Origin of the sequence: Peribacillus sp. NPDC006672 (genome assembly GCF_050274955.1) — a bacterium.
Classification (GTDB): domain Bacteria; phylum Bacillota; class Bacilli; order Bacillales; family DSM-1321; genus Peribacillus.
The window spans coordinates 42,086-57,248 of record NZ_JBNNOR010000024.1 but is presented as its reverse complement, the minus strand read 5'-3'; the positions used below and the strand labels follow the sequence as shown (position 1 = coordinate 57,248).

The following is a 15,163-nucleotide window of genomic DNA, read 5'->3' as shown; positions in this document are numbered from 1 at the left end:
CGAACACGGCAGTTAAGCTCTTCAGCGCCGATGGTAGTTGGGGGTTTCCCCCTGTGAGAGTAGGACGCCGCCAAGCCATTTACAAGATCAGCCATCCGGCTGGTCTTTTTTGTTGAATGAAAAGAAAAATCATTAGATATAAAGGGTTTATCAATTAAGGAAACTTTTATAAAGACATACACGTATTGAAAAACTTCATCATACATTGTTAAAAGCATCCCCGGTTCTCTTAAACTATTTAAATTAATGTATGCGAACAGTGGTTTTTGGGGAGAATGCAGGTATGGAGGTGGAGATGTTGGGGACAACAACAACCAAAACAACGGCAGGGGAATCGTGCGTGGTTTGTGAACAAATAAAAGGGATGGGAATACATCTATATACGACTTTTATTTGTGAGGAATGTGAAAGAGATATGATCGGGACGGATACGAACGATCCCAAGTACAAATATTACTTAAAGCAATTAAGAAAAATCAATAATCCTGAAATACTTTCATGAAAAAGTAGTTTGTGAAAAGTTAAAGAGTCAGAGAATGAAGAAAGGAGTGTTTCTTTATTCTCTGACTCTTTTTTTGGTACTTTAGAAGAATGCTTGGTAACAAGCTGCGTTTCTGTATGTCCCCTCCAAACAGAGTGGTCGAAGATACATAATTGCCTTTCTGTCGACGCAATAAGAGATAAATTTGGACTTATTTGATAAAATGAAAAAATACTATGATTTGAGGGAAGAGAAAAATGAATCAATCACAGACACCATTGTTCGATGCAATGAGTGCTTTTTATAAAAAAAGACCAATATCCCTGCATGTCCCAGGACATAAAAATGGATGGGTGTTTAGTAAAAAGGGCGAAGCGATATATAACCCCCTGCTTGGTATAGATGCCACGGAGATAAGCGGTTTAGATGACCTGCATGCTCCAGAGGGCGCCATTTTAAAGTCTGAGCAACTGCTCGCTGATTTATATGGGGTAAAGAAAAGTTACTTTCTGGTTAATGGATCAACGGTAGGCAACATTGCGATGATTCTTGCTACCTGCCGCGAAGGTGATAAAGTGCTTGTCCAGAGAAATTGCCATAAATCAATTTTACATGGATTGATGTTAGCGAATGTACAGCCGCTTTTTTTACAACCGGACTTTTATGAGACATGGGGAATTGCTGGTGGTGTAGGGTCAAAATTAATTGAAGAAGCTTTGGGCGCCCATCCAGATGTTAAAGCCATCGTTGTAACCTATCCGAATTATTATGGTCTTGGTGAAGACTTGACGGAATTGGTGAGACTGGCACATCAAAAGGGAATCCCGGTACTGGTGGACGAGGCACATGGCGCTCACTTTCAGTTAGGAAGTCCGTTTCCTAAAACAGCTATTTTCGCAGGGGCAGATGCCGTTGTCCATTCAGCACATAAAACACTGCCGGCTATGACGATGGGGTCATATCTTCATGTCAATTCATCCTTAGTTGATATGGGTCAAGTATCATTCTATTTACAAATGCTTCAGTCTAGCAGCCCGTCTTACCCAATTATGGGATCGCTCGACTTAGCCAGAGCGTACTTAGCCGCTTTTACATTAGAGGATAAAAGATCCCTTATTAAAATGATATCAGATTTCAGACGGGAATTGGGCGCCCTACAAACAGTAAGGGTGTTAGAGGCGCCACCAGGTACTTCAGCAGACCCGTTGAAAGTAGTCATTCAATCAACAAATGGTTTAAGCGGGTTTGAGTTACAGCAGCTATGTGAAGCCGAAGGCATTTTTACTGAATTAGCTGACCCTAAGAATTTATTAATGATTTTGCCCTTATTGAAAATGAGTAACGATTTTCCCTTTCAAGAAATCGTTCAAAATATAAAAAGTGCGACTAAAGACAGAACTGGAAACGGGGAAGCGAATCAAGTGGGTAGCTGGTTTGATGGAAATTCGATGACTGGTCTAGAAATGCCTTACTCCGTCATGAAGCATAGCAAATCGAGACCGGTTGTATTAAGAAAAGCTGTAGGAGAGGTGTCTGCCGAGATGGTCATCCCTTATCCGCCAGGAATCCCTTTAATTATGTCCGGGGAAATGATTACGCCGGATCATATTACCAATTTGAAGAGGCTGCTTGAACTGGGATCAAGGTTTCATGGCGGTTCCTCCCTTTCAAACGGAGAGTTGATCGTTTATGAAAGCAGGCATGCTGGTTAAAATGATATACTACAAACAAAGAACCTTGGAGGTACATCGATGAAACGTGGTATTTTTATAACAATGGAAGGGCCCGAGGGTGCTGGGAAAACAACAATTACCCAAATGCTTGGCAAGGCTCTGCAACAAGAAGGCTACCAAGTCCTATTAACGCGTGAGCCAGGGGGAGTCCCCATTTCGGAGCAGATTAGGGAAGTGATCCTTAATAAAGATAATACAGCTATGGACTCGAGAACAGAGGCCTTATTATACGCAGCGGCAAGACGTCAGCATTTGGTGGAAGTGGTCATGCCGGAGTTGGAACGAGGGGGAATTGTCCTCTGTGACCGATTTATAGATAGCTCGTTAGCCTATCAAGGTCATGCAAGAGGCTTGGATATTGAAGAGGTTTACAGTATCAATAAGTTCGCAATTGGAGATATGATGCCCGATGCCACTTTCTTTTTTGATATAGATCCAGAAGAAGGATTGAGACGTATCCAGTCCAATGGGGAACGGGAAGTGAACCGGCTGGATCTAGAAGCACTGGACTTTCATAAAAAAGTTTGTGAGGGGTATCAGTCCATTATAAGTAGATGGGAAGACCGTTTCATTATCGTTGATGCAGGACGGGCAGTTGATGAAGTTTTTGAAGAAACGAAAGCCGGTTTGTTTAATTTTTTAGAAAAAACAAGGAATTAAATATTAGGTTTCCATATTATTCAGCCGAATACTATTCCAGGCAAAGACTAGTTGCTATAATGGAGTTAGGAAAAATTCAGAGTAACTGGAGGATGATGAGAATGAAAATGATCATTGCTGTCGTTCAAGATAAGGATAGTCATCGCCTGCTAAATGAATTAGTGGAAAATAATTTCGGAACTACCAAGCTAGCCAGCACTGGCGGGTTTTTAAAATCAGGTAATACGACTTTTATGATTGGCACAGAGGATGAACGTGTTGACCAAGCTATCCAGATCATCAAACAGAATTGTCAGTCACGATCCCAGTTAGTATCACCGGTCTCTCCGATGGGCGGGAATGCCGAGTCCTATGTACCTTACCCAGTGGAGATTCAAGTAGGCGGTGCGACCATTTTTGTTCTGCCGGTTGAAAACTTTTTACAATTTTAACGGTTAGTTACAGGGAGGTTCATTATGAAAATCAACCATGATACCCCTATTAAGCTGGATAAATCGCGACAGGATGCCAAACAGTTTCAAATCGGTAATGGAAGATTTCAACAAATGGTCCAGACACAGGATCAAAAAATGCAAATCCAAACATTAAACCGTTTGATAGGCGATATAGAAGGGGCGGGACAGCGTTTAGTAAGGTCACGTACTTTTAGGGAACTGGCAAAATATAAAGCATTAGTGAAACGGTTTGTTAAAGAAGCGGTTGAATATGGACTGGAACTGAAGCAATCCACTAGCTGGAACCAATATGGACAGAGCCGGCCGTTGAAAACCGTGGAAACGATAGATGCAAGATTAGTGGAGTTAAGCGAGGAAATTCTAAATAAAGAGAAAAGCTCGCTTGAAATATTAGAAATGATAGGTGAAATTAAAGGTCTTCTGATTAATTTATATACTTAAGTGAGTTGATGGTTTTGGATAAAACATGGCAGGACATGAGTCAAATTCAGCCGCAGGTAATGATGATGCTGCAAAATAGCATAATGAAGAACAGGGTGGCTCATGCGTATTTATTTGAAGGGGAAAAAGGGACGGGTAAGCAAGATATAAGCAAAACCTTTGCCAAAAGCTTACTATGTGAAGCACCTAAAGCGGGTTATAAACCATGCGAACTTTGCCGGAATTGCAAACGGATTTCCAGTGGGAACCATCCTGATGTCCATTTGATAGAAAGAGACGGTCTTTCAATAAAGAAAGAACAAATAAAGGGGCTCCAAGAAGAATTTTCGAAAAAAAGCGTAGAGGCGGATCGAAAGGTTTATATGATTGCTGATGCGGACAAAATGTCAGTGGGGGCAGCCAACAGTCTATTGAAATTTTTAGAAGAACCTTCGGCCGATACCGTAGCAATATTGATGACCGAACAGCTTCAGAGGATTCTACCGACCATATTATCAAGATGCCAAGTGATTTCGTTCAAACCATTATCCCCGGAGAATGTGAAACGGAAGCTGATAGAACAGGATTTAGAACCGCAGCTTGCCTCGGTTATTGCAAATATAACACAGAATGTGGAAGCTGGAATCGAGCTTAGCAATGATGAATGGTTTGTACAAGCTCAAAAAATAGTGGTAAAATTATATGAAGTGTTAAAACTTAATTCCTTGAAGGCATTGTTGTACCTTCAGACAGATTGGTTTGCACACTTTAAAGAAAGAGAACAGGTTGACAGAGGTCTTGATTTGTTACTTCTTATATATAAGGATTTATTATACATTCAGTTGGACAAAAAGGACTTCGTTGTATTCCAAAATAAACTGAAGGAATTTGAAACTCACGCTCTTCATCTTTCCCCAAGACGCCTTGCTGAACATATGAGTTGTATTTTGGAAGCAAAAAGGAAGTTGATGTCCAACACGAATCCACAGCTGTTGATGGAACAGCTTGTGCTGAATTTGCAGGAGGGATCATGATTTGTATGATGTTGTAGGTGTCCGTTTTAAAAAGGCGGGCAAAATATACTACTTTGATCCGGGTGAATTCGCTATTCCTAAGGACGATTTTGTAATAGTGGAGACTGTCCGCGGTGTTGAATTCGGTAAAGTTGTTACAGCCCGTAAACAAGTAGATGAAAACGATGTTGTCCTGCCATTAAAAAAAGTACTTCGGGTCGCTGATGCAAAGGATAAGCTGATTGTTGATGAGAACAAGGCGGCTGCAGAAGAGGCCTACTCTATATGTTGCCAAAAGGTTGTTGAGCATAAGCTGGATATGAAGCTGGTTGATGTGTCATATACTTTCGACAGAAATAAGGTCGTGTTTTATTTTACAGCGGATGGTCGCGTGGATTTCCGTGATTTAGTCAAAGATTTAGCTGCCATATTCAGAACTCGGATAGAACTGCGCCAAATTGGGGTAAGGGATGAGGCCAAGATGCTTGGTGGCATTGGACCTTGTGGCAGAATGCTTTGTTGCTCCACATTTCTTGGAGATTTTGAACCGGTTTCCATCAAAATGGCGAAGGATCAGAATTTATCATTAAACCCTACAAAAATCTCAGGATTATGCGGTCGATTGATGTGCTGTCTGAAATATGAAAATGACGAGTATGAAAGTGCGAAGGAAATGCTTCCTGATTTAGGTGAAATGATTAATACGCCTGGTGGCAAAGGCAAGGTAGTGGGGCTTAATATTCTAGAACGCGTACTTCAGATTGAACTAATCGAGCAGGAAAGAGTATTAGAGTATACTCTTGATGAGATTCTAAAAGAGGGAGCCGTTTCTATTCAAGCCACAGATTATTAAGGTGGTGGGAGAGCGTGGATAAGAAAGATATTTTTGAGTCAGTGACCAATATGGAAACCCAGATAGGCCAATTATATAAGCAGCTTGGAGAATTGAAGCAGAACTTAGCTGAGATCCTTGAGGAAAATCAGTCGCTCAAGCTAGAGAACGAGCACTTGCGTAATCGGTTAGGCCTTGTGGAAGTCGAAAGTGCGCCTGCTGCAGTAAAGGTTAAACAAAAAGTGAAAAATCGTACTGCTAGTACGGACAAGGTTATGGATATCGGGGAAGGCTATGATAATCTAGCCCGTATCTATCAAGAAGGCTTCCATATTTGCAATCTGCATTTTGGCAGTTTACGAAAAGAAGGAGATTGCCTGTTCTGTTTATCTTTTTTAAACAAGAAGTGATAATGGAATAATATAAAAGATGTTCCATCTCTTTTACGTGATAGATAGACCGTTTACAATATATAGTGATTCGGGGTCTGACGCATACTATGAGTCAGACCCCTTTTTGTACGATACGAATGTCGAAGCATGGACCCTAAACATGCGTTTTCCATAGATAATTAGGAGGGTAACAGCAATGGTAGAACTTAAAGGAGATGAACGCCTGGATTATCTATTGGCTGAGAATTTAAGGATCATCCAGAGCCCATCAGTATTCTCTTTTTCATTAGATGCCGTTTTATTATCAAGGTTCGTAAATGTACCGATCCAAAAAGGTAAAATCGTAGATCTTTGCTCAGGGAATGGGGTCATACCTTTGCTGCTGAGTACAAGAACGAAAGGGACAATTACCGGTGTTGAAATTCAAGAAAGGTTATATGACATGGCTCAGAGGAGCATGGACTATAATGGCGTATCCTCCCGGATCGAGATGATTCATGGGGATATAAAAGAAATTCCAAAACAGATAGGGTATAGTAAGTATGACGTGGTTACTTGCAATCCACCCTATTTCCCGACGCCATCTATCGAGGAAATGAACAAAAATGAGCATTTTGCAATTGCCCGACATGAAATAATGTGTAATCTCGAGGACGTCATGCGTGTTTCAAGTCAATTGCTGCGTCAAGGTGGGAAAGCGGCATTCGTTCATAGACCGGGCCGTCTGATGGATATCCTGCGTTTCATGAGGATGTACAGAATTGAACCGAAGCGACTGCAATTCGTTTATCCAAAGAGTTCAAAAGAAGCGAATACGATTCTTATAGAAGGGATAAAGGACGGCAACCCTGATTTGAAGATTCTTCCTCCGCTTGTTGTATATAATGATCAAAATGAGTATAATCCGGAAATCAGAAGGATTTTATATGGAGAGGAATAAGCATTATTTTTATGTTTTAAAATGCAGAGATGGCAGCTATTATGCTGGGTATACAAATAATTTGGCCCGTAGGATTGATGCTCATAATCAAGGCAGGGGTGCAAAGTATACACGAGGCAGAACCCCGGTTGAACTGATTTATCATGAAATATTCGAAACACAGACATTGGCCATGCAGGCTGAATATAAATTTAAGCAATTAACAAGAAAACAAAAGCAAAAGTGGATGGCAAAGGAGGATACATGATATGTGGCAGCAAAAGAGTTTTGAAAAAGAAGGATTGGAGCCAGCTCTATATCTGGTTCCTACACCGATAGGAAACCTTGAGGATATGAGTTTCCGGGCTTTAAGAATCTTAAAGGAAGCGGATGTCATTGCTGCTGAGGATACGCGAAATACGAAGAAATTATGCAACTACTTTGAAATTTCGACACCTATCGTCAGTTACCATGAACATAATAAGGAGTATAGCGGGAAGCAGATACTTGACAGGCTTCGATCAGGAGAGGTCATCGCATTGGTAAGTGATGCTGGCTTGCCAACGATATCCGATCCGGGATATGAACTGGTCAAAGATGCCATTGCTGAACAGTTCAAAGTCATACCGTTGCCGGGTGCCAATGCTGCATTAACTGCATTGATTGCATCTGGACTCATTCCACAGCCTTTTTACTTTTATGGCTTTTTACAACGGGGAGCAAAAGAAAAAAAGCAGGAGTTGGAAAAGTTAAAAAAAATGGAATCCACATGGATCGTTTATGAATCGCCACATCGATTAAAAGAAACATTGAAACATATGCATGAAATTTTAGGTGACCGTCGTATAGTATTATGCCGCGAATTAACTAAGAAATTTGAAGAGTTCATTCGCGGGACGGTAGGTGAAGCATTGACGTGGGCGATGGAATCCGAGATTCGCGGTGAGTTCTGTTTAATAATAGAAGGTGGACAATTGACTGAGGATGAATCTGAGGAAGCTTGGTGGGCGGCACTTGATTTAGTCGGTCATGTTAATCATTATATAGAAAACAAGCAGCTCAATTCAAAGGATGCAATCAAGCAGGTCGCAAAAGATCGCAATATACAAAAACGCGATGTATATCAAGCGTATCACATTGATATACAATAATAATTATAACGATAAATAAGCATAAAAAAACTTCCGAAGATCGGAAGTTTTTTTATGCTTATTTATTTAGCAGTAGTGAAGTTTTGTTGAATTTCTTGGATAAGTAATTCAGCACCTTCACGACTAAGAATCAATTTACCATTAGCAAGTGTAAGGTTATTATCGGAAACTTCACCTGTAACTTGGCAAGTCATGTTTGGTTTGTATTTTTTCAAGATAATGCGCTCATCATCAACATAGATTTCAAGAGCGTCTTTCTCAGCGATACCCAATGTACGACGAAGTTCGATTGGAATAACCACCCGGCCTAACTCATCAACTTTACGAACAATACCTGTAGATTTCATTTAAAAAATTCTCCTCTCAGTTACAATCTAGTACCCTATTTCTATTTTTTTCGCCATTATTCGACAAATTTTTTTATAGATTTATAATACCAGCCATTCCCAAATTCGTCAATGATTTATTTTCATTTTTTTGTAAAAAAGAAAGTGGCTGCATTCCGATGAAAAAAAGACTTTTAAAGAGAAAAAAATGTTTATGTTTTTATAATTCAAGAAATAATAGGCTGCAAAGAATTACTCAATTCACCACAATTCGACAAAGTGTGCATGTAGGAACATACTTCTCCATCTTTATTATATGATTAAATGCAATTTAGTTTCAAAACAAAAGTTCTGAATTAAGGATAATTTTCTGAAAAAATTCTCAAATATGTGAGTTGTTGCACAAAAAAAGAATTTTAGGTATATTTTGTTGAGGTAAGAGGTAATGCTGACAAGGAAAGCTCATCATGAATCCTTATTTTTAAAATGACATTTACTTATAATATTTTTAATTCTATTAACATGAGGATTTGATTAGTGATTATTGTCGCGTAGAATCATATATAGCGTTAAAATAGAGATAATAGCTTTAATATATAGTCTTATGGCTTTGGGCAGTCCTAAAGCGGTTTTGCAAAAGATGAGGAGGGAACGAAGTGCAAGAAAAATTAAAAACATTCTATATCACGACACCCATATATTATCCGAGTGGTAATTTACATATAGGGCACGCGTATACGACAGTGGCAGGGGATGCCATGGCTCGTTATAAAAGGATGCGTGGCTTCGATGTCATGTATTTAACAGGCACTGATGAACATGGTCAAAAAATCCAGCGTAAAGCAGCTGAAGAAGGAATCACTCCACAGCAATATGTAGATAATATCGTATCAGGGATTAAAGAGCTCTGGGAAAAACTTGATATTTCTTATGATGATTTCATTAGGACAACGGAAGATCGCCATAAAGAGGTTGTAGCCAAGATCTTTAAAAGGCTATTGGACCAGGGTGATATATACTTGGATCAATATGAAGGGTGGTATTGTACACCTTGTGAATCTTTCTTCACGGATCGTCAGGTGGAAGAAAGCAATGGAAATTGTCCAGATTGCGGCAGACCTGTTGAAAAGGTGAAAGAAGAGTCTTATTTCTTTAAGATGAGTAAATATGCGGATCGATTATTGAAGTTTTATGAGGAAAATCCGGATTTCATTCAACCGGAATCCCGCAAAAACGAAATGATCAATAATTTCATCAAACCAGGATTGGAAGATTTGGCCGTTTCACGTACTACTTTCGATTGGGGCATCAAGGTGCCGGGAGATCCAAAGCATGTTATTTATGTATGGATTGATGCATTGACTAACTATATAACGGCATTAGGGTATGGAACGGATAATGACTCTAAATACTTGAATTATTGGCCTGCGGATGTACATCTTGTCGGAAAGGAAATTGTCCGTTTCCATACAATTTATTGGCCGATTATGTTAATGGCTCTGGACGTACCGCTTCCTAAGAAAGTCTTTGCACATGGCTGGCTTCTCATGAAAGAAGGTAAAATGTCCAAATCAAAAGGGAATGTAGTAGATCCCGTTACATTAATCGATCGATATGGTTTGGATTCTTTACGCTATTACTTATTGCGTGAAGTCCCATTTGGTTCTGATGGAGTATTTACACCGGAAGGGTTTGTAGAACGGATCAATTTTGACCTAGCAAATGATTTAGGGAATTTATTAAATAGAACAGTGGCAATGGTCAATAAGTACTTTGATGGTGTTATTCCAAGTTACGAAGGATCAAATGGCGAATTCGAAAAGGCTTTGCTTGAAATGAACCAAAGCACGGTAGGCAAGTATGAGGAAGCCATGGAAAACATGGAATTTTCAGTTGCACTAACATCCATTTGGCAACTTGTGAGCAGAACTAATAAATTCATTGATGAAACCCAGCCATGGACTCTTGCTAAAGATGAATCAAGGAAAGAAGACCTTGCCAGTGTCATGGTCCATTTGGCGGAATCATTACGCAGGACGGCAATTCTTTTAAAGCCTTTCTTGACGCAAACACCGGAAAAAATCTTTGCTCAGCTTAGCATCAAAGATGATGTTTTAAAATCATGGGATAGCTTAGCGGAGTTCGGTCAAATTCCTGCTGAAACAAAAGTTTTGAAGGGTGAGCCGATTTTCCCTCGTTTGGATATGGAAGAGGAAGTTTTATATATTAAAGAACAAATGCAGGGCGGAGCCCCTGTGGCCGAGGAAAAAGTGGAAGAGACGATTCAAGAGGTTGATGAAATCACTATTGATGATTTTACAAAAGTAGAGCTTCGTGTTGCTCAGGTCATGGAAGTGGAACCGGTAAAGAAAGCGGATAAGCTTCTTAAACTGCAGCTTGATTTAGGTTATGAGAAACGGCAAGTCGTATCAGGCATTGCACAGCACTATAAACCTGAAGATTTAGTAGGCAAAAAAGTGATATGCGTAACGAATTTGAAACCTGTTAAACTTCGCGGAGAGCTCTCTCAAGGAATGATTTTGGCGGGCAGCCAGGATGGTGTTCTCTCAGTTGCTACAATAGATTCATCGATTCCAAATGGTTCAAAGGTAAAATAAACCCACGAAAAACATAAAGGTGTTTCATATGAAACATTTTTATGTTTTTTTCTTTATGTTTTTGGAGAAAGTAAATTATGCAGGTTTTGTTTATTAGGTCTATTTTTACTTGTTGTGCATATAGGCTCCTTTGTAATCTTTTTGTTACCTAAATGTGAAACATAAAACCTTCATTTTTTTATAAAATAGTGCTAGAAAGGAAGAAAAATAATGTTATTTGACACACATGTACATGTTAATGCTGAACAATTCAATGAGGATCTCGAGGATGTCATAGAACGAGCTAAGGAAGCAGGAGTGAATAATATGGTAGTCGTTGGTTTTGACCAGCCTACTATAATAAGGGCAATGGAATTAATAGAAACTTATGATTTCATGTATGCCGCAGTCGGATGGCATCCAGTGGATGCAATAGATATGACAGAGAAGGACTTACAATGGATCGAGGAGTTATCCAATCACCCAAAGGTTGTGGCTATTGGTGAAATGGGTCTTGATTATCATTGGGATAAATCACCTAAAGATGTTCAAATGGAGGTATTCAGGAAGCAAATCCGATTGGCGAAAAAAGTGGGGCTGCCCATCATCATCCATAATCGGGAAGCGACCGCGGATATCGTGAACATATTAAAGGAGGAAGCAGCATCAGAGGTGGGAGGCATCATGCATTGCTTTAGCGGAAGTGCAGAAACAGCTTTGGAATGCATCAATATGAATTTTTATATTTCATTGGGTGGCCCTGTGACCTTCAAGAATGCAAAAAAGCCAAAAGAGGTGGCAGCAGCCGTACCTTTAGACTGTTTACTGATTGAAACCGATTGTCCATATTTGGCTCCTCATCCTTATAGAGGGAAGCGTAATGAGCCTTCCTATGTGAAGCTTGTTGCAGAACAAATCGCAGAAATCAAACAACTCACAATAGAGGAAGTTTCCCAGGCAACAACGGAAAATGCCAAGAAATTATTCGGCATTAACTGACAGTTTTTTTTACAATATCTCCCGGGATTCGCTAGCTAAAATCGCATTTTTTTAGATTTCTACAAATCTTACACCTATGATAGGCTTATTATGTCGAGAATTCGTCCTTTCCTTTTCACCATAAGATATGCATAATAGGTAGTAATTTCCTAAATGAGAAGTGAATGGGTTGACAGCTTGATAACTATGTCTATATAATCACCGGGAGGAAGGAGGAGTTTTTCATTCTATTAAAAACTATGAAAAACCTTATTCCCAAACCTTTTGGGAAGAAGAGAATGGCAATTGCCATATGCAGTGCGATTCTTGTTTCTACAGCATTGGGAATACTAATCCATCAAGCAACAAAGCATACAGTCACAATAATGCTAGACGGAAAAAAAGAGGTAGTGCGGACACACGCTGCTACTGTAAATGATATGTTGAAAGATTTAGAGATTACCGTTCAAGCGGCAGATTATGTCCACCCATCAAGAGATACAGCAGTTGAAGATAATTTAGAGGTGGTTTGGAAGCCTGCACAAAAAATCGTCTTGGTACAAGATGGTAAGGCGGAGGAAGTTTGGTCCACTGCCGATACGGTAGACGAACTTTTAAAAGAACAAGATCTGAGTGTGAAAGAACAGGATAAGATCACGCCTTCAAAAAATACGAAGCTGAATGCTAATATGGAAGTTTCCATAGACAAAGCTTTTTCACTGAAATTAGTGGTAGCTGGAGACGAAAAGAAGGTATGGTCAACTTCGACTACTGTCGCTGACTTTTTAAAGCAACAAGGAGTAAAACTCAATGATTTGGATCGGGTTGAGCCAGAATTAGCCGAAAAAGTTGAAGCTGAGAATACGGTAAACGTAATTCGAGTTGAAAAAGTCACCGATGTAGTGGAAGAACCAGTTGACTTTGCTGTCATAACTAAAAAAGATGACTCCTTATCAAAAGGGAAAGAGAAAATTGTCAAAGAAGGAAAAGACGGACTCATTTCTAAGAAATATGAAGTTATAAAAGAGAATGGCAAAGAGGTCAAAAGAGAATTACTTTCAGAAGAAGTAGTTACTAAAAAGCAGGATAAAGTTGTAACGGTCGGAACTCAAACTACCGTTGCCCAGGCATCACGCGGAGTAACTAATGTTAGTTCTACTAGTGGAAAAGAAATATACGTATCATCAACGGCTTATACTGCCAGTTGTAAGGGTTGTTCCGGTGTCACGTCAACAGGCATGGATTTAAAGAGTAATCCGGGTGCGAAAATCATTGCTGTCGATCCAAGCGTAATCCCTATGGGGTCGAAAGTATATGTAGAGGGCTATGGCTATGCAGTAGCTGCTGACAAAGGCGGGGCAATAAAGGGAAATAGAATTGATGTCTTCTTTTCCTCAAAAAATGATGCCTATCGCTGGGGTGTAAAGAAAGTTAAGATTCGGGTATTGGACTAATAAGGTTTCTCTCGCAGGAGATGAATTCGTCTCCTGTTTTTTGACGTTTTATTTTCCACTTCTTGAAAAACCCCATGTAAAACTGTTTTAATAAGATAGACGACTCAATATTCCATAAGATTTCATTATAAGCGTTTAAATTTGCATAAAGATGTTGTTCTGGATTCACTCCTCCTGGAAATTAAAAAGGGTGGGTGTCCAACGCGTTTATCAAGAGCTAAGCAAAGCGCTTGCGCTTTTCTGCATGGAGGAAAACATGAAAAAGATTAAAGAAATTATTGTTGTAGAGGGTAAAGACGATACGGTAGCGATTAAAAGGGCAGTAAATGCTGATACAATAGAAACGAACGGTTCCGCGGTGAATGATTCCTGTATTGAGCAGGTGAGGCTGGCACAAAAGACACGTGGAGCCATCATTTTCACAGACCCCGATTTTCCTGGTCAAAAAATCAGGAGCATAATTTCAGAACAAGTAAAAGGCTGTAAACACGCCTTTTTAACGAAGAAGGAAGCCCTTCCTAAGTCAGGGAGAGGGATAGGTGTGGAACATGCTTCTCCTGAGGCAATTCGTAATGCTTTAAAGGATGCCCAATTAATGGATGAAGAGGCTTCGGAAGAAATTTCACAGCAGGATTTAATAGATGCAGGTTTAATTGGAGGGTCCGGTGCAAAGGAACGAAGGGAAAAACTTGGATCTATTTTGAAAATCGGGTTTACGAATGGTAAACAGTTATATAAAAGGCTAAAAATGTTCCAAATATCAACTGAGGCTTTTGCTGAAGCGATGGTACAGATAAATCAGGAGGAAAAAAATGAATAAGGATATTGCAACCCCTGTCAGAACGAAAGATATATTGAAGAAGTACGGATTCTCCTTTAAAAAGAGCTTAGGTCAAAACTTTTTAATCGATACGAATATCCTGAAACGTATTGTCGAACATGCAAATTTAACAGAGGAAAGCGGTGCCATCGAAATTGGACCAGGGATCGGCGCCTTGACTGAGCAACTAGCGAAAAGCAGCAAAAAGGTTACGGCCTTTGAGATTGATCAGCGTTTATTGCCCATCCTATCGGATACACTGTCTCCTTATAACAATGTAAGCATCATTCACGGGGATGTTCTAAAAGCTGATGTTAAGAAGGTCATCGAAGAAGAATTTGCTGGCTTCTCGGACCTAATGGTTGTTGCGAATCTGCCTTATTATGTCACGACGCCCATCATTTTAAAGCTATTGTCTGAGGACCTGCCCATAAGAGGCATCGTATGCATGCTGCAAAAAGAAGTGGCTGATCGAATAGCCGCCAGACCTGGGACAAAGGAATACGGTTCTTTATCCATAGCGATTCAATATTATACTGAAGCTGAAACAGTGATGATTGTACCCAAAACGGTATTCATGCCTCAACCTAATGTTGATTCAGCTGTAATACGCCTTACAAGGCGGGTTAAACCGATCGTCGAGGTCCTTGATGAAGATTTCTTCTTCATTGTAACCCGGGCGAGCTTTGCACAGCGTCGGAAAACGATTTTAAACAACTTAACCAGTCAGCTTCCAGATGGTAAATCGAAAAAAGAACTAATACTTGCCGCTCTCGAGGCTTCGGAAGTTGATCCGTCAAGACGGGGCGAAACACTGAGCATCAAAGAATTTGGCCGCTTGAGTGATGCGTTATTGCCAAATTTCAAATAAATAAATGTGGAAATTCAAGTCGGAAATGGGGTCACTCCCAGCTTCCGGCTTTTTTTCTTTT

17 protein-coding genes and 1 rRNA gene are annotated in these 15,163 nt (G+C 39.9%); 17 read left to right on the top strand and 1 reads right to left on the bottom strand.

Annotated features, from left to right (window positions below; translation table 11 throughout):
* From rrf to rsmI, 12 genes are all read left to right on the top strand, one after another.
* A 5S ribosomal RNA gene (rrf, locus tag ACQKKK_RS24125) occupies positions 1-76 on the top strand; the annotation flags it as partial.
* 207 nt (positions 77-283) lie between these two features.
* A complete protein-coding gene (locus ACQKKK_RS24120; RefSeq protein ID WP_427619668.1) occupies positions 284-502 on the top strand; it encodes a sigma factor G inhibitor Gin in 219 nt (72 codons plus the stop codon).
* A gap of 236 nt (positions 503-738) precedes the next feature.
* The gene (locus ACQKKK_RS24115) at positions 739-2,193 is read left to right on the top strand and encodes an aminotransferase class I/II-fold pyridoxal phosphate-dependent enzyme (protein ID WP_427619667.1); all 1,455 of its coding nucleotides are present in this window, start codon (positions 739-741) and stop codon (positions 2,191-2,193) included.
* 39 nt (positions 2,194-2,232) lie between these two features.
* Positions 2,233-2,874, top strand: coding sequence for a dTMP kinase (gene tmk, locus ACQKKK_RS24110; protein ID WP_427619666.1), 642 nt, complete (start codon positions 2,233-2,235; stop codon positions 2,872-2,874).
* Positions 2,875-2,975: 101 nt separating this feature from the next.
* Positions 2,976-3,305, top strand: coding sequence for a cyclic-di-AMP receptor (locus ACQKKK_RS24105; RefSeq protein ID WP_061440312.1), 330 nt, complete (start codon positions 2,976-2,978; stop codon positions 3,303-3,305).
* Positions 3,306-3,329: 24 nt separating this feature from the next.
* On the top strand, positions 3,330-3,770 hold the full coding sequence (locus tag ACQKKK_RS24100) for a YaaR family protein (protein WP_318686181.1): 441 nt from the start codon (positions 3,330-3,332) through the stop codon (positions 3,768-3,770).
* A gap of 8 nt (positions 3,771-3,778) precedes the next feature.
* Entirely contained in the window at positions 3,779-4,783 is a 1,005-nt protein-coding gene (gene holB / locus ACQKKK_RS24095; RefSeq protein ID WP_427619665.1) for a DNA polymerase III subunit delta', read from the top strand.
* A 1-nt stretch (position 4,784) separates the two neighbouring features.
* Positions 4,785-5,615, top strand: coding sequence for a PSP1 domain-containing protein (locus tag ACQKKK_RS24090; protein ID WP_061440314.1), 831 nt, complete (start codon positions 4,785-4,787; stop codon positions 5,613-5,615).
* Positions 5,616-5,629: 14 nt separating this feature from the next.
* Entirely contained in the window at positions 5,630-6,004 is a 375-nt protein-coding gene (gene yabA, locus ACQKKK_RS24085) for a DNA replication initiation control protein YabA (protein ID WP_427619664.1), read from the top strand.
* Positions 6,005-6,182: 178 nt separating this feature from the next.
* The gene (locus ACQKKK_RS24080) at positions 6,183-6,926 is read left to right on the top strand and encodes a tRNA1(Val) (adenine(37)-N6)-methyltransferase (RefSeq protein WP_427619663.1); all 744 of its coding nucleotides are present in this window, start codon (positions 6,183-6,185) and stop codon (positions 6,924-6,926) included.
* Positions 6,913-7,173, top strand: a complete 261-nt coding sequence (locus tag ACQKKK_RS24075; protein ID WP_251436717.1) for a GIY-YIG nuclease family protein — start codon at positions 6,913-6,915, stop codon at positions 7,171-7,173. Before ACQKKK_RS24080 ends, ACQKKK_RS24075 begins: the two co-directional genes overlap by 14 nt.
* 1 nt (position 7,174) lies before the next feature.
* Positions 7,175-8,056: a 16S rRNA (cytidine(1402)-2'-O)-methyltransferase gene (gene rsmI / locus ACQKKK_RS24070; protein ID WP_427619662.1), complete on the top strand. Its 882-nt coding sequence runs from the start codon at positions 7,175-7,177 to the stop codon at positions 8,054-8,056.
* A gap of 62 nt (positions 8,057-8,118) precedes the next feature.
* Here rsmI and ACQKKK_RS24065 read toward each other — a convergent pair whose 3' ends face one another.
* On the bottom strand, positions 8,119-8,403 hold the full coding sequence (locus tag ACQKKK_RS24065) for an AbrB/MazE/SpoVT family DNA-binding domain-containing protein (protein ID WP_427619661.1): 285 nt from the start codon (positions 8,401-8,403) through the stop codon (positions 8,119-8,121).
* 635 nt (positions 8,404-9,038) lie between these two features.
* Here ACQKKK_RS24065 and metG point away from each other — a divergent pair.
* From metG to rsmA, 5 genes are all read left to right on the top strand, one after another.
* Positions 9,039-11,000 carry a methionine--tRNA ligase gene (gene metG / locus ACQKKK_RS24060; RefSeq protein ID WP_427619660.1) on the top strand — a complete coding sequence of 654 codons (1,962 nt, stop codon included), beginning with the start codon at positions 9,039-9,041 and terminating at the stop codon, positions 10,998-11,000.
* 210 nt (positions 11,001-11,210) lie between these two features.
* Positions 11,211-11,978, top strand: coding sequence for a TatD family hydrolase (locus ACQKKK_RS24055; RefSeq protein ID WP_427619659.1), 768 nt, complete (start codon positions 11,211-11,213; stop codon positions 11,976-11,978).
* 278 nt (positions 11,979-12,256) lie between these two features.
* Complete coding sequence (locus ACQKKK_RS24050; protein WP_427619658.1) at positions 12,257-13,411, top strand: ubiquitin-like domain-containing protein; 1,155 nt, start codon at positions 12,257-12,259, stop codon at positions 13,409-13,411.
* A 256-nt stretch (positions 13,412-13,667) separates the two neighbouring features.
* On the top strand, positions 13,668-14,231 hold the full coding sequence (gene rnmV / locus ACQKKK_RS24045; RefSeq protein WP_427619657.1) for a ribonuclease M5: 564 nt from the start codon (positions 13,668-13,670) through the stop codon (positions 14,229-14,231).
* A complete protein-coding gene (rsmA, locus tag ACQKKK_RS24040; RefSeq protein ID WP_427619656.1) occupies positions 14,224-15,102 on the top strand; it encodes a 16S rRNA (adenine(1518)-N(6)/adenine(1519)-N(6))-dimethyltransferase RsmA in 879 nt (292 codons plus the stop codon). Before rnmV ends, rsmA begins: the two co-directional genes overlap by 8 nt.
* The last annotated feature ends 61 nt before the right edge of the window (positions 15,103-15,163 follow it).

What these genes read in the sequence shown, in the direction of transcription:
- ACQKKK_RS24050 (WP_427619658.1), top strand. Translation starts at nt 12,257, where the DNA reads ATGGCAATTGCCATATGCAGTGCGATTCTTGTTTCTACAGCATTGGGA.
- ACQKKK_RS24115 (WP_427619667.1), top strand. Translation starts at nt 739, where the DNA reads ATGAATCAATCACAGACACCATTGTTCGATGCAATGAGTGCTTTTTAT.
- rsmA (WP_427619656.1), top strand. Translation starts at nt 14,224, where the DNA reads ATGAATAAGGATATTGCAACCCCTGTCAGAACGAAAGATATATTGAAG.
- ACQKKK_RS24080 (WP_427619663.1), top strand. Translation starts at nt 6,183, where the DNA reads ATGGTAGAACTTAAAGGAGATGAACGCCTGGATTATCTATTGGCTGAG.
- ACQKKK_RS24120 (WP_427619668.1), top strand. Translation starts at nt 284, where the DNA reads ATGGAGGTGGAGATGTTGGGGACAACAACAACCAAAACAACGGCAGGG.
- rnmV (WP_427619657.1), top strand. Translation starts at nt 13,668, where the DNA reads ATGAAAAAGATTAAAGAAATTATTGTTGTAGAGGGTAAAGACGATACG.
- tmk (WP_427619666.1), top strand. Translation starts at nt 2,233, where the DNA reads ATGAAACGTGGTATTTTTATAACAATGGAAGGGCCCGAGGGTGCTGGG.
- ACQKKK_RS24105 (WP_061440312.1), top strand. Translation starts at nt 2,976, where the DNA reads ATGAAAATGATCATTGCTGTCGTTCAAGATAAGGATAGTCATCGCCTG.
- ACQKKK_RS24065 (WP_427619661.1), bottom strand. Translation starts at nt 8,403, where the DNA reads ATGAAATCTACAGGTATTGTTCGTAAAGTTGATGAGTTAGGCCGGGTG.
- rsmI (WP_427619662.1), top strand. Translation starts at nt 7,175, where the DNA reads ATGTGGCAGCAAAAGAGTTTTGAAAAAGAAGGATTGGAGCCAGCTCTA.
- ACQKKK_RS24075 (WP_251436717.1), top strand. Translation starts at nt 6,913, where the DNA reads ATGGAGAGGAATAAGCATTATTTTTATGTTTTAAAATGCAGAGATGGC.
- holB (WP_427619665.1), top strand. Translation starts at nt 3,779, where the DNA reads ATGGTTTTGGATAAAACATGGCAGGACATGAGTCAAATTCAGCCGCAG.
- ACQKKK_RS24055 (WP_427619659.1), top strand. Translation starts at nt 11,211, where the DNA reads ATGTTATTTGACACACATGTACATGTTAATGCTGAACAATTCAATGAG.
- ACQKKK_RS24100 (WP_318686181.1), top strand. Translation starts at nt 3,330, where the DNA reads ATGAAAATCAACCATGATACCCCTATTAAGCTGGATAAATCGCGACAG.